Origin of the sequence: Arthrobacter sp. C2, assembly GCA_024207135.1 — a bacterium.
Lineage (GTDB): Bacteria > Actinomycetota > Actinomycetes > Actinomycetales > Micrococcaceae > Paeniglutamicibacter.
The window spans coordinates 2,081,077-2,093,865 of record CP042428.1; the positions used below are offsets into that span (position 1 = coordinate 2,081,077).

Genomic DNA, 12,789 nt, shown 5'->3' on the forward strand with positions numbered 1-12,789 from the left:
CGCCGGGTCCGGGGCCGGTCGGCACGTGGGCCCGGGGAGTCTGGGAGCCTGCCCGCTAGGCCGGCGCGGGCACCCGTTCCCCTTCCTGCTGCCTCGGGCTATGCTGTGCTGACCAGTGCGTTTTGGGGATTTTAGGTGTGGCGCACTGCGTGAACATCTGTTCTGCTCCGGTTCCGAGGGTGGTTGTCCTCCCCTTGCCGGGGCATGGCCAAGGGGGAATGGTTGGACATGGAAAAAACAACGTCGTGGACGCGGTTCCTGGGGGTTTCGCTGCGCCCGTTTTCGGGGCATGCGCCCCTGTCACTGGTCCTGCGCGGCGCGCTCCAGGCAGCAATCTGCATCGCGCTGCTGGTGGTGGGCTTCCGGATGCGCACCGAGATGCGGCAGCTCGCGGCGGCGGATGCCGGGGCCGCCCAACTGGGCGGGTTCCTGATGCTGGCCGGGGTCGTGCTGGTGGTGCTGGCACTGGCCGCGCTGCTGAAGGTCGCAGTGGGCATCCTCGATTTGGTGCCGCGGACCTCGGTTCCCGGGACCGTCGTGAGCATCTCCGAGCGCCGGTTCCTGGACTTCCTTCCCGATGCGCTGAACAACGCGCTGTGGGAACGGAAGAACATCGTCGGACAGTCCTGGGCCGAGCGGCGCAGGGTCCGCCACGAGCTGGTCATCGACACCGAAGACGGGACCCGTGCCTGGACCCTGCGGAACCGGCAAAAGGCCCGCGGGCTGCGGCCGGGGCAGGCCGTCACCGTCGTGGCCAGCCCGCTGGTCGGCTACGTCGACAGGCTGGAATCCCGCGGCTGAGCCCCGACCATCGGCCCGGGTGCCGGGTGCGGGTCTTCAGGTGAGGTTTTGGCAGGCCTGGAGAGGGACACCGGGACCATCGCGATCTTCGGCAGGTCCTCATGATGGACGGGTGCCGGCTTGTACGTGCGCACCAACGACTTCCCGTCACACTTCCAGGTGAAGTCGGGGCGCGAAAGGGCCACGCGGTAGAGGCCGTCGACGGTGTCAGGATGCTGCCCGGCGCAGGACTCCAGGATGAAGAAGGGGAGCTGGTCGTCTTCCAGGTACCCGCGCAGCACCGCGGCACCCGGATCGCCGGCACTGTCCGGCGGGGTTCGGTGGGCGTCCTCGAGCGGCTCGTAACCGACCAGGAACACCGCGGACTTCACCGGGTGGTGCTCCGCGGCCCGGTGCAGGAGGGCTTCGATGTCTTCGGCTGAAAGGCGTTCCTTGCCCGAATCTTCCCCCGCGGTGCCCGGCCACCCAGCCGGAGGGGCGGGCTGCGGAAGCGGTGGACCTCAGCGCAGGCCACCGGCTTGCAGGTTCTTCAGGTAGCCGAGGGAGTCCGCGGCCAAGGCGTCCTGGGTGCTGGCCAGCGGCCGCCAGATGGGGGCCGCCTCGGCGTTCGAGGCGTTCCCGGGGGTGAAGGATTCGACGCAGAGCGGGCCGGCGTACCCGGCCAGGTCCAGCGCGCGGATGAAGCCGTGCCAGTCGAAGTGGTCGGCGCCGACGGTGCCGCGGTCGTTGCCGCTGACCTGGACGTGGGCGATGTGGGCGGTGGCGCGGGCGACGGCGGCCGCGATGTCCTGTTCCTCGATGTTCAGCTGGAAGCTGTCCAGGGCGATGCCGAGCCCGGGCCCGAGCAGCGGTTCCAGCGCGTCAAAGGCCTGGTCCACGGTGTTGATCAGCGAGGTTTCGTAGCGGTTGCGCGGTTCGATCCCCAGGGTGATTCCGTGGGCGGCCGCGTGGGCGGCCAGCGGTGCGAGGTTTTCGCGTAGCTGGGTGTAGGTGGCCCGGCGGTGGACCTCGTTCATGGACCAGGTCCGGCCGGTGGCCGCGTGGAAGGGGCCGGCGACGGTGGTCGCCCCGAGGGATGCCGCCGCGTCGATGAGGCCGCGCAGGTGGTCACGGGTGGCTTCGAGCTCGGCGTCGGGTGCGGAGACCAGGTTGCGTCCCGGGGACATGGTGCCGATGAGCACAGGAGCCAGGGAGTGTTCGGCCAGCACCTCGCGGGCGCGCTTCGGGTCCCAGTCTCCGAGGTTTTCCAGCGGGAGCGCAATGGCGCCGAAGCCCAGCGACGCCACATGGGCGGCGAGTTCGGGCAGCGTCGCGTCGGTGAGCGGGGAGGTCCATACCCGGGTGGTCACGCCCAGCAATCGTTCCATGGCGATGCGGTGTTCCTTCCGTTGCGGCGGTGGGGGGTCCGGAGTTTCAGGCTACGCCCGCGTGCGCCCTCCGGCCAGTGCGCTGGGTGCGGCCCCCGGGGTTCCCTGGAGGCTTGGGACATCGATTCCACGGGGTCGTCCATCGTGCGGGGAGCATCCGCGAACGGATGTCGTCGGGGCAGGTGGCATCGGCCAGGGACACCGCAGGCCGCCATCGCCGCGCGGCGGGTGCCGGGGCCCGACGCGCCGCCGGTTCGCGGTGCCCGGGTTTTTTGTGAACAATGGGTCAGGTGATCCCCTCGCCGCTAGACCCCGCCCCCGCCGCCTGCCTGCAGCGCATCGTCGCCGATTCCTCGGACCGGATCGCCTGGCTGCGGGCCCGCTCGCAGGGCATCACGGCCACCGACGCGGCCAGGCTCTCCACCCCGAAATCCATCCAGTCCGCGGCCTGGGACAAACTGAACGGCTCGGGCTTCGGCGGGAATCCGTACACCGACCACGGGCGGGCCCGCGAACCAGTGATCGCCGCGTGGGTGCAGGAGAACTACGGGATCGTGCCCTCCACCCAGCTGTTCCACGCCGCGGAGAACCACATCCACCTGGCCACCCCCGACGGCTTGGGCATCCGGGAGCACGGGCGGGTGGAGCTGGCGGAAATCAAGACCACCAACAAGCCGTTCAAGACCATCCCGCGCAACTACCTGCGCCAGGTGTTCTGGCAGCAGTACGTGCTTGGCGCCGAGCGCACGCTCTTTGTGTGGGAACCGCACAAGGACTTCGTCCCGGTCCACCGGGAGCCGCTGACCCGATGGGTGGACCGCGACGATGCCGAGATCGCCGACCTGATCTCCAAGGCCGATGCGATGGTGGCGATCCTGCGCGAACGCACCGCCCGGGCCCGGGCCTATGAGGACTACGGGCCGGCGGCACTGCGCCTTTAGGCCGGGGCGGCACCCGGCATCATCGGCTTGGGCAGTGCGTCGGGGTAGTCCCTTCCCAATTCGGCAATCAGGTGCTCGCGCACGTAGTTGCGCAGGTCGTAGAGGTCCCCGGGGTTCCTGGCGCTGAGCGCAATCGTGACCTTGAGGATGCCGCCGATGGCATCTGTCACGTTCAGGGACCCGGTGCGTCCGTCCCACAAATCCGTGGAGGCGAGCAATTGCTCGGTGCGCGTGCGCAGGTGTTCGATGGGCGCATTCCAGTTCAGGTCCAGCAGCACGAAGCCGCTGATCTCGGTGCTGCGGCGCGACCAGTTCTCGAACGGGACCGTGGTGAAGTGCGTCGAGGGGATGATCATCCGGCGCCCGTCAAGCAACAGCACCACCACGTAGGTGAGGGTGATTTCCTCGATGGTGCCGCGTTGGGTCTCCACCACCACGGTGTCGTTGACCCGGATCGCGTCGGTGAAGGCGATCTGCAGCCCGGCGAACACGTTGGCCAGCGAGGACTGCACGGCGAGCGCCGCGACCACCGAGATCAGGCCGGCCGAGGCCAGCAGCCCCGCGCCCAGCGCCCTGACCTCGGGAATCGTGAGCAGTGCACCTGCAACAGCCAGGGTGATGACCAGCGCGGTGGCCACCCGGCGCAACAATCCGACCTGCGTCTGGATCTTCGCCAGCCGCCGCGGGTTCCCGTCGTCCTCGCGGTACTTGGCCAGGAGGATGTCCTCGAAGATTCCCATGGCGACGATTAGCAGCCAGGCAATGGAGCTGATCAGTCCCAGCAGCAGCAGGAACTGCCAGATCGTGACCCATTGGTTCGAGGCAAACGAGAGCCCCACGGTGATCTTGGTGAAGGCGAAGGCCAGGGTCAGCAGCAGGGGCATGCGGCGCAGGGGGCGATCGGGTGCGGACCCCTGGATGCGGCGGAGCATGCGGGTGAAGATGAAGGAGAGGACCACGGTGATGAGCACCGCGGCCAGTAACCCGATCGCAACCACAACCCATGGTCGGATGGGATCCGGTAATGCGTTCGTGTTCTCCACTACCTCGTTCAGGGCGTCGTCCAGTGTTCCGGTGGCAAAGATTTGCATATCAACAAGGTTGTCACACCCCCGTGGGCGCACGCTGGATATGACCGGTCGACGTAAGGCATATCTCCTGCGCATTGCAATGGAATGGATTGTGGATATACCCCCTTGCGGCCCGGTTTCCCGGCGCGCATGCTGATTCCACCATCCACCCACACACGGATTTACCGCACCAAGCGAGGATCACCATGAAAACCAGGATCGCCGCCGGCCTGGCCGGCGCACTGCTCATTGCGGGGCTCGGCATCGCACCGGCCGCCCCCGCCGCAACCCCCACCGCGGTGGCCGCACCCTACTGCGGCATCACCTGGGGCTCGCTGGCCGACTCGGTCGCCGGCTACTCCTCGGCCACCGTCACCAACGTCCGCACCGGCCGCCACGATTGCTTCGACCGGATGGTCATCGACCTGAAGGGCAAGGTGAAGGGCTACGACGTCCGCTACGTCTCGGCCGTCTACACCGAGGGCCAGGGCAAGCTCGTTCCGCTGGCCGGGGCCGCGGACCTGCGCATCATCGTCAAGGCACCGGCCTACACGACCTCCGGAACCCCGACGTACTACCCGGCCAACCGGCTGAACGTGCGCGACGTCTCGGGCTACACCACCTTCAGGCAGGTGGCGTTCCTGGGCAGCTTCGAGGGCCAGAGCTCCTTCGGCCTGGGGGTCCGCGCCCGGCTGCCGTTCCGGACCTTCGTGCTCATCGACGCCACGGGCAACAGCCGCCTGGTGATCGATGTGGCCCACCGCTGGTAGGCCGCCTCGTTCCCGGCAACAGGGCGCCGGCTGCACCCCACAAACCGTGGGGTGCGGCCGGCGCCCCTGCCTTGGTGCCCGTTGTTGCCCCGCCGGGGTTGTTGCGTCGTTGGATGACAAAACGGCGTCATCCGGCGCGCCGCTCGGGCGGATGTGTCACGATTCATTCATGAGTATTGCCCGCCCGTACAAGCAAGTCGATGTCTTCTCTTCCTCCCCCTACACCGGCAACGGCCTGGCCGTGGTGCTCGACGGCGAGGGGCTGTCCGATGCGCAGATGCTGAACTTCGCCAATTGGACCAACCTGGCCGAAACCGCGTTCCTGCTGCCGGCCACGCACCCCGACGCCGACTACCGCGTGCGCATCTTCACCACCACCACCGAGCTGCCCTTCGCCGGCCATCCCACCCTGGGTGCGGCCCACGCGTGGCTCGAGGCCGGAGGGGTGCCCAAGAACCCCGCCGCGCTGATCCAGCAATGCGACGCCGGGCTCATCGAGGTCCGCCGCGTCCCGGGCGAGGACCCGTCCGATCCCGAGTCCCTGGCGTTCAAGGCGCCGCCCATGGTGCGCACCGGCGGGCTCGAGGACGACGTGCTGGACTGGGCGCTGACCGGGCTGGGCATCACGCGCGAGGACGTCGTGGGGCACCAGTGGCTGGCCAACGGGCCGCAATTCGCCGGGCTGCTGCTGCGCGACGCGGAAATGGTGCTCTCCCTGGAACCGGACTACTCGATCCTGGCCGGGCTGGAGGTCGGGGTCATCGGCCCGCACACCGTCCCGGGCATCCCGGCACGCTCCTACGACCCCAATGTGCCCACAGACCGGCCCTCCGGGGCGCGCGAGGAGTTGCGCCCGGTCTCCGAGGCCGACGAGCGCCGCGGCTCCCAGCGCTTCCGCAACGTGGTCACCGGCATCCCGGCCGACTACGAGGTCCGTGCCTTCTGCCCCGGCGAGGGGCTTCCCGAGGACCCGGCCACCGGGTCGCTGAATGCCGGGTTCGGGGTCTGGCTGACCGGTTCCGGGCTGGCCCCGGAGTCCTACACGGTGCGCCAGGGCACCCGGCTGGGGCGCTCCGCGATCCTGCACGTGGACCGCGATCCGGCCGGCGTGTGGATCGCCGGGCAGTCGTTCACCTGCATCGAGGGCTTCGTCAACCTGCCCTAGGACCCTAAAACGGTTCACTGTGAGGTGCGGCTCAAATCCCTGTTGCTCCCCGGCGCCCCGGCGTACACTCGGGCGGTGGATGCGAACCAGGACATAGCGGCAAAGACCGAGGACAAGCGCGCATGGGGTGCCCTCTGGGCGCTGGTCATCGGCTTCTTCATGATCCTGGTGGACTCCACCATCGTTTCCACGGCCATGCCGGCGATCATGAACGGCCTGGACACCGACATCAACGGCGTCATCTGGGTCAACAGCGCCTACCTGCTGGCCTTCGCGGTGCCGCTGCTGATCACCGGGCGGCTGGGCGACCGGTTCGGCCCGCGCACCATCTACCTCGTCGGCCTGGTGGTCTTCACGCTCTCCTCGCTGTGGTGCGGGCTGGCCGGCGACATCACCACGCTGATCGTTGCGCGCGTGGTCCAGGGCCTGGGCGCCTCCCTGATGAGCCCGCAGACCATGACCTTCATTACCCGCATGTTCCCCTACGCCCGCCGCGGCGCGGCCATGGGCGTGTGGGGCGCTGTCGCGGGCATCGCCACGCTGGTGGGCCCGATCGCCGGCGGCATCTTCGTCGACACCCTGGGCTGGGAATGGATCTTCTTCGTCAACGTGCCGGTCGGCGTGTTGGCCATCTGGCGGGTGCTGGTGAAGGTTCCCGAGCTGCCGCGCCACTCGCACTCCTTCGACTGGCTGGGCGTGGGCCTGAGCGCCGTGGCGATGTTTGCGCTGGTCTTCGGCATCCAGGAGGGCAACGGGCACGACTGGGGACCGTTCATCGGCCCCATCGGTTCCTGGCACCTGATCATCGGCGGCGTGGTGCTGCTGGGGCTGTTCATCTGGTGGCAGGCAGCCACCCGGGCCGAGCCGCTGGTGCCGCTGGGGTTGTTCAAGGACAAGAACTTCTCGCTGGCCAACATCGCGATCGCCTTCATGGGCCTGTCGATCACCGCCATGAGCTTCCCGATGATCCTGTACCTGCAGTCGGTGCGCGGGCTGACCCCCACGGCCTCGGCGCTGATGCTCGCCCCGATGGCGGTGGTGGCCGGGGTGCTGGCCCCGGTCATCGGCAAGAACGTCGGGAAGATCGAGGCCAAGTACTTCGCGGTCCCCGGGTTCTTCCTCTTCGGCGCCTCGATCACCGCCTACGGGCTGATCCTGCGCGCCGACACCCCGTTCTGGGTGCTGCTGCTTCCGCCGGTGTTCATGGGGCTGGGCTCGGCCATGATCTGGCCCTCGGTCTCGCTGACCGCCACCCGCGACCTGGGCCAGGCCAATGCCGGCGCCGGGTCGGGCGTGTACAACACCACCCGGCAGGTCGGTGCGGTGCTGGGTTCGGCCCTGATCGCGCTGATGATGGAATCGCGCATTGCCGTGGAATCCGAGAAGGTCGTGGCGTCCATGGCCGGCGGGGCGCCGGCCGGGATCGGCGCGGAGCCGGGAACCGGGGCACGGGTGCCCGAGTTCCTGCACCAGGCGTTCTCGCTGGCCCTGGGCCAGGCGCTGCTGCTGCCGGGCATCGTGGCGATGGCCGCGGCCCTGGTGGCCCTGATGTTCCGCAAGGGTGCGCGCCGCACCCCGTAGGACAGCCACCAGGGTGAAACATGGCGGGCCGGGGCGCACGATGATTCGTGCGTCCCGGCCCGCCGTTGCCGCCCTGCTACTTCTTCTTGGCGGCGACTTCCTTGATCTTGGTCTTGGTCTTGCCGCGGCCGAGGACCAGGGCGGCGGCAATGCCCGCGAGCCAGAAGTCCTTGGCCATCGCTCCGCCGTTGGTCGTCGGGCGGATTCCGTCGGACTCGGTCAGCCCCGGGGTCTTCAGGTAGACGGCCACCAGTCCCGCGGCGAAGGCCCCCAGGCCCAGGCCGACCAGGCGCGAGGGCAGGAACGGGGTCAGCAGTGCGGCACCCAGGCCGATCTCGCCGACGGCGACGGCCTTGCCGAAGACCGCCGGTTCCAGCTTTTCGACCTGCGGGATGGCGTTGGCGGTCATCGACTGCAGGCCCTGGGCTGATTCGGCGGGAAGCCGCAGCTTCCCGATGCCGCTGTTGAGGATGTAGGCACCCGAGACGAGTCGTAGTGCGGCGTTGGCGATGTTGAAGCCCATGTGTTTTCTCCTGGTCGTGGGTCGCGGTCTTGCTACTTCTCACCCCACCCTATGGTTTGGCCCTCCGCCAGGGCTATAGCTCCCCCGGTGTGGCGCGGGTCGGGTGCCGGCGCACGCGCGGGCTGTGGCGTGGCGCACATTCGTGAATCACGCGTCAACATGGGAGCGCGGGAATCGGGCGGCGTGCTAGATTCTCGTGCATGATCACCTCCTCCGCGGTTCCCGACGCCGCACTGCGCCTGCTTGTCGAAAAGGGCTTCGATGCCACCAGCGTCGATGCGCTGGCCCAGGCCGCGGGCATCTCGCGCTCCACCTTCTTCCGGCGCTTCGGCTCCAAGGAAGAGATGGTCTTCGCCGACATGGAGACGATCATCCACCACCTCGAAACCGTGCTGGCCACCTCCTCGGCCGGGCCCGTGGCCTCGCTGGTGCACGCGGGGCTGACGGTCTTCGACCAGCACACCGCCCGGCCCGAGGCCGCGGGCCTGCGCCACCGCCTGCTGCTGGACGTGCCCTCGCTGCGCGACCGCGAGCTGGTCTCGATCCACCGCTACGAGCGGGTCTTCCGCAACCACCTGCGCGACCGCGGGCTGTACTCGCTGCCCAACGGGCGGGCGATGTGCATCGCCTTTGCCTCCGGGGTCGTCTCGGTGCACAACGACCACCTGCGGCGCTGGCTGCGCCACCCGGAGGACACCCGCCGCCCGGAGCTGGAGCGCGAGCTGAACGCGCTGGGCGCGCTGTTCGCCCCGGTGCTCGAGCCGCAGGAATCGGCGCCGGCACCCGAGCCGACCACGGTGGTCATCACCATCGCCGGCGGCACCCCGGACACCGAGACGGTGCTCTCCCAGGTCCGCGAGGCCCTGGACCGGCCCAGGGGCTGAGGACGGGCATGGCTTCGGATTCCAGTCCGCCCCTGCATGGGGCCGCCGCTTGGCCGTTGGAAACTGCACGGCTCGCCTTGCGCCCGGCCACGGCTGCGGATGCGGGAGCGACCTGGTCATACCGCAAGTTGCCGGAATCCTCTCGCTGGACCCATTCCGCTTGGACCGACGCCGACGAATACCGACGTGCCTTCGCCTGCCCGGATCACCTGGGCGAACGATTGGTCCTGGAATCCGGCGGAACGCTCATCGGCGAGGTGGTGGTCCGGCTCCGCGACGCGTGGTCCCAGCGCGAGTCCGCGGCCCGGGCCGCAGACACCGAAGCCGAGCTTGGATGGTCGATCGATCCGGCCCATGCCGGCCGCGGGTACGCGACCGAGGCCGTTGAACGGGTGCTGGGCCTGTGTTTTGTCGAGCTGGGACTGCACCGGGTCCACGCCCGCTGCCTTTCCGCCAACGAACCCTCGTGGCGGCTGATGGAACGGGTCGGGATGCGCCGCGAAACCCACCTCGCCGCAGGCTTCCTGCACCGCGACGGCACCTGGATGGACGGGTACGGATACGCCCTGCTCGCCGATGAATGGCATGCAACCCAGACCAAGTGAACCTCAGTCTCTTGACGTGATACTCAGTTCCAGTATGCTGGTGCCCTAGCGACATTTCCGCCGCCGACGAAAGGGCGCCACCTTCCATGAGCATCGAAGCCAGCCTCAGCACCAATTTCCCCGCCGGGGTCGTTGAACCCGAGTACGAACTCTGGGGCGAGGTGGACGTCGATCCGGCAGGGCTCTTCGAGGACATCGACGCGGCGGACCGCGAATACTGGGACCGCGCCCGGAAGTTCGGGCTCGACGAGGTGCGCCCGGTCATCGACGAATACTGGAACAACTCCGACTACCCGCTGGATTTGGCCACGCGCCTGGGCGAGCTGGACCTGCTGCGCGACGGGCTCACCCTCGAGGGCCACCCGGAAATGAGCGTGCTGGCCGCCGGGCTGGTGAACATGGAACTGTCCCGCGCCGACGGATCGGTGGGCACCATCGCCGCCGTGCAGGCCGGGCTGGCGCTGCGCTCCATCGTCTACTGCGGCTCACCCGAACAGATCGCCCACTGGGCCCCGAAGCTCGCCACCGCTGAGGTGCTCGGCGCCTTCGCGCTGACCGAGCCCACCCACGGCTCGGACTCGGTGTCGCTGGAAACCCGCGCCACCAAGGTGGAGGGCGGCTACCGGATCAGCGGCGAGAAGAAGTGGATCGGCAACGGCTCCACCGGCGGGATCACCATCGTGTGGGCGCGCGACGAGGACGACAAGGTCCGCGGCTTCATCGTGCAGCAGGAGTGGGAGGGCTACACCGGCACCACCATCGAGGGCAAGCTGTCCTTGCGCGCCATCTGGCAGGCCCACATCCGCATGGAAAACGTCTTCGTCCCCGACTCGCACGTGCTGCCCGGGGCCAACAGCTTCAAGGACACCGCCAAGGTCCTCTTCGCCACCCGGCTGGGCGTCGCCTGGTCCGCGGTGGGACACGCGACCGCCTGCTACGAGACCGCGGTGCAGTACGCGGCCCAGCGCATCCAGTTCGGCCGCCCGCTGGCCGCCAGCCAGATCGTCCAGGAACGCCTGGCCCGGATGCACTCGGAGCTGGCCACCATGCAGCTGATGGTCATGCAGGCCACGAAGCGCGAGGAAGCCGGCACGCTGTCTCCGGTGCAGGCCTCGCTGGCCAAGTTCACCTGCACGCGCATCGCCCGGACCATCGCGTCCAACGCCCGCGACCTGCTTGGCGGCAACGGCATCCTGCTGAAGAACCGCGTGGCCCGGCACATCGCCGACATCGAGGCGATCCACACCTACGAGGGCACCGAAACGGTGCAAGCGCTGATCATCGGGCGCTCGATCACCGGGATCTCCGCCTTCGCCTAGGAACACGACCGTGGCAAGGGCACCACTGCAGTGTCCTTGCCACGGGCGCCGCCCGCCACGACCCGCTGACGTTGGACGATCTTTCGTATGATCGGTGGATGAGCCTAACTCCCACGCTGCGGCCAGCCCGGTACGTGACCGAAATCCTGTCACCGGCGATCCTGGTGAGCGTCTTGCTGCTGCTGCAGCCGCTTCTCACGCCCGGAACCACCTGGCCCCAGGCCCTGGTGGCCTTCTTCTTCGTGACGGGGCTGCCCTTCGGCGCGCTGCTGTGGATGAGGCACCGGGGCAAGGTCACCGACCACCACGTCGGCGACCGCCGCCAGCGGGCACCGGTCATGATGATGGCCGGAACGTCCCTGGTGGTCGGCGCCGTCCTGCTCTTCGTGCTTGATGCCCCCGCGGGGCTTTTCAGCGCCGTGGGAACCATCTTCCTGGGTCTGCTGGTGTGCCTGCTGGCCAACCTTCTCTGGAAGCTTTCGGTCCACAGCGCGGTGGCGGCCTTTGTGGGCCTGGAACTCCTGGCGCCCTTGGGGCAGGTTGGCCCCGCGTTGGCGCTGGTCCTGGCGGCAACCGTGGGATGGTCGCGCATCGAGCTGAAGGACCACACCTCCACACAGGTCCTGGCCGGTCTGGTGGTCGGCTGCGCCGTGTATGCGGTGGGCCTGCTACTGCCCTGAACCCGGGGACCCGACCTGTTGGCTGCCGGAATCTCCTGGTGCACCGCTCGGAGGGGTTCCGCCGGGTCCGCCACTGGGTGGTGTTCCGCCCTGGCCGCCACCCGGGGCACCGCCACCTGCGGCGGGCGTGGTCCGGGTGTCCACCCCGACATCCAGCACCACCTTGTATCCGTTCGAGATATCCCCGGTGACGGTGGCGAGCTGGCTGGCACCCGAATCGTCGCCGAACACGTTGTCGGTCGCCAGCGACAGCTGGGCCATGTTCTTGACCGAGGACTCGTACCCGGTGACCGCGTAGACCTTCGCGGAGACATCTTCGGGCAGCGCCACCTGGGAGGTGGCGATGGCGTTGGCCGTGTCGGTGATCGATGCCGCGTCGGGGTAGACCTCGAAGTGGATGTGCGGCCATCGGCCGGTGTAGCAGGCCGGGAAGATGCTGGTGAAGCGCACGGTGCCCTGTGCATCGGCGACCTGCACCCCGCGCAGGTAGTTCTCGTTCTCCACGGCGGCGGAGTACATGGAGTAGTTGCCCTCGCGGTCGCAATGCCAGACGTAGACGGCGACCCCGGCGAAGGGCGCCGAGGCGTTGGCCAGGTCCTTGATGTTCAGCTCGAGGGTCATCGGGATGCCTGCGGCCGTGGTGCTCGATTCCCCGAAGCTGGAGCGGATGTCGGAGCGCACGATGCCGCTTTGCTCCAGCACGTCCGGGCCATTGGACCCGTCACCAGGATAGGGGCCGGCGGTTTCATCGGGGGTCTCCCCGGCGGACGTACCGGACGATCCGATGGGTGCTTCCGCATCCGCGGTGGCGCTGCAGGCGGCCAGGCCCAGCGCCAGGGCCCCAACCCCGAAGGCCTTCAGCGCGCTGCGGCGCCCCAGCAGCGTCTGGACGTCGAAGCCGAGTCCCTGGTCCTCGAGGTCTTCCGCGGGTCGCGGCAGGGTCCTGCCCTTGTACGTGGGACGCCCGGAACTCGGTGTGCGGTTGCGGATCTTGTTCTCCATGGTCGGGTGCTCCTTGGGGCAGCTCGTGCGCCGCATGCCGGCGCGTGGTGGGTTGGTTTCCCACGCTAGGCCCGGCGGATT

At 68.7% G+C, this 12,789-nt stretch carries 14 protein-coding genes; 9 read left to right on the forward strand and 5 right to left on the reverse strand.

The window, feature by feature from the left end; genetic code table 11:
• Nucleotides 1–228: 228 nt before the first annotated feature.
• Nucleotides 229–801, forward strand: a complete 573-nt coding sequence (locus FPY90_RS09775; protein ID WP_139194997.1) for a hypothetical protein — start codon at nucleotides 229–231, stop codon at nucleotides 799–801.
• Here the strand turns inward: FPY90_RS09775 and FPY90_RS09780 are convergent.
• Nucleotides 771–1,172: a hypothetical protein gene (locus tag FPY90_RS09780; RefSeq protein ID WP_498685267.1), complete on the reverse strand. Its 402-nt coding sequence runs from the start codon at nucleotides 1,170–1,172 to the stop codon at nucleotides 771–773. The genes FPY90_RS09775 and FPY90_RS09780 overlap by 31 nt on opposite strands.
• Nucleotides 1,173–1,301: 129 nt before the next feature.
• Nucleotides 1,302–2,168, reverse strand: a complete 867-nt coding sequence (locus FPY90_RS09785) for a sugar phosphate isomerase/epimerase family protein (RefSeq protein ID WP_071216710.1) — start codon at nucleotides 2,166–2,168, stop codon at nucleotides 1,302–1,304.
• 281 nt (nucleotides 2,169–2,449) lie between these two features.
• On the opposite strand from FPY90_RS09785, the gene FPY90_RS09790 reads away from it, so the two are divergent.
• Nucleotides 2,450–3,109 carry a YqaJ viral recombinase family protein gene (locus tag FPY90_RS09790; RefSeq protein ID WP_071216709.1) on the forward strand — a complete coding sequence of 220 codons (660 nt, stop codon included), beginning with the start codon at nucleotides 2,450–2,452 and terminating at the stop codon, nucleotides 3,107–3,109.
• Here FPY90_RS09790 and FPY90_RS09795 read toward each other — a convergent pair.
• On the reverse strand, nucleotides 3,106–4,200 hold the full coding sequence (locus FPY90_RS09795) for a mechanosensitive ion channel family protein (RefSeq protein ID WP_071216708.1): 1,095 nt from the start codon (nucleotides 4,198–4,200) through the stop codon (nucleotides 3,106–3,108). The genes FPY90_RS09790 and FPY90_RS09795 overlap by 4 nt on opposite strands.
• Before the next feature lie 185 nt (nucleotides 4,201–4,385).
• Here FPY90_RS09795 and FPY90_RS09800 point away from each other — a divergent pair, with 185 nt between their 5' ends.
• The 3 genes from FPY90_RS09800 to FPY90_RS09810 all read left to right on the forward strand — a co-directional run bounded on the left by FPY90_RS09800 (nucleotide 4,386) and on the right by FPY90_RS09810 (nucleotide 7,695).
• Nucleotides 4,386–4,949: an AMIN-like domain-containing (lipo)protein gene (locus tag FPY90_RS09800; RefSeq protein WP_071216707.1), complete on the forward strand. Its 564-nt coding sequence runs from the start codon at nucleotides 4,386–4,388 to the stop codon at nucleotides 4,947–4,949.
• Nucleotides 4,950–5,118: 169 nt separating this feature from the next.
• Nucleotides 5,119–6,114 carry a PhzF family phenazine biosynthesis protein gene (locus tag FPY90_RS09805; RefSeq protein WP_071216706.1) on the forward strand — a complete coding sequence of 332 codons (996 nt, stop codon included), beginning with the start codon at nucleotides 5,119–5,121 and terminating at the stop codon, nucleotides 6,112–6,114.
• Nucleotides 6,115–6,189: 75 nt separating this feature from the next.
• A complete protein-coding gene (locus FPY90_RS09810; protein WP_498685271.1) occupies nucleotides 6,190–7,695 on the forward strand; it encodes a DHA2 family efflux MFS transporter permease subunit in 1,506 nt (501 codons plus the stop codon).
• 76 nt (nucleotides 7,696–7,771) lie between these two features.
• Here the strand turns inward: FPY90_RS09810 and FPY90_RS09815 are convergent, their stop codons facing one another.
• Complete coding sequence (locus FPY90_RS09815; protein WP_071216705.1) at nucleotides 7,772–8,218, reverse strand: DoxX family membrane protein; 447 nt, start codon at nucleotides 8,216–8,218, stop codon at nucleotides 7,772–7,774.
• Between the two features lie 200 nt (nucleotides 8,219–8,418).
• On the opposite strand from FPY90_RS09815, the gene FPY90_RS09820 reads away from it, so the two are divergent.
• From FPY90_RS09820 to FPY90_RS09835, 4 genes are all read left to right on the forward strand, one after another.
• Complete coding sequence (locus FPY90_RS09820; protein ID WP_071216704.1) at nucleotides 8,419–9,102, forward strand: TetR/AcrR family transcriptional regulator; 684 nt, start codon at nucleotides 8,419–8,421, stop codon at nucleotides 9,100–9,102.
• Between the two features lie 56 nt (nucleotides 9,103–9,158).
• A complete protein-coding gene (locus FPY90_RS09825; protein ID WP_498685274.1) occupies nucleotides 9,159–9,707 on the forward strand; it encodes a GNAT family N-acetyltransferase in 549 nt (182 codons plus the stop codon).
• An 86-nt stretch (nucleotides 9,708–9,793) separates the two neighbouring features.
• Nucleotides 9,794–11,026, forward strand: a complete 1,233-nt coding sequence (locus tag FPY90_RS09830; protein ID WP_071216701.1) for an acyl-CoA dehydrogenase family protein — start codon at nucleotides 9,794–9,796, stop codon at nucleotides 11,024–11,026.
• Between the two features lie 98 nt (nucleotides 11,027–11,124).
• The gene (locus FPY90_RS09835) at nucleotides 11,125–11,706 is read left to right on the forward strand and encodes a phosphatase PAP2 family protein (protein ID WP_498685276.1); all 582 of its coding nucleotides are present in this window, start codon (nucleotides 11,125–11,127) and stop codon (nucleotides 11,704–11,706) included.
• Here FPY90_RS09835 and FPY90_RS09840 read toward each other — a convergent pair.
• Nucleotides 11,695–12,708 (reverse strand): intradiol ring-cleavage dioxygenase, encoded by a 1,014-nt coding sequence (locus FPY90_RS09840; RefSeq protein ID WP_498685279.1) that lies wholly within the window; start codon nucleotides 12,706–12,708, stop codon nucleotides 11,695–11,697. The genes FPY90_RS09835 and FPY90_RS09840 overlap by 12 nt on opposite strands.
• Nucleotides 12,709–12,789 lie beyond the last annotated feature (81 nt).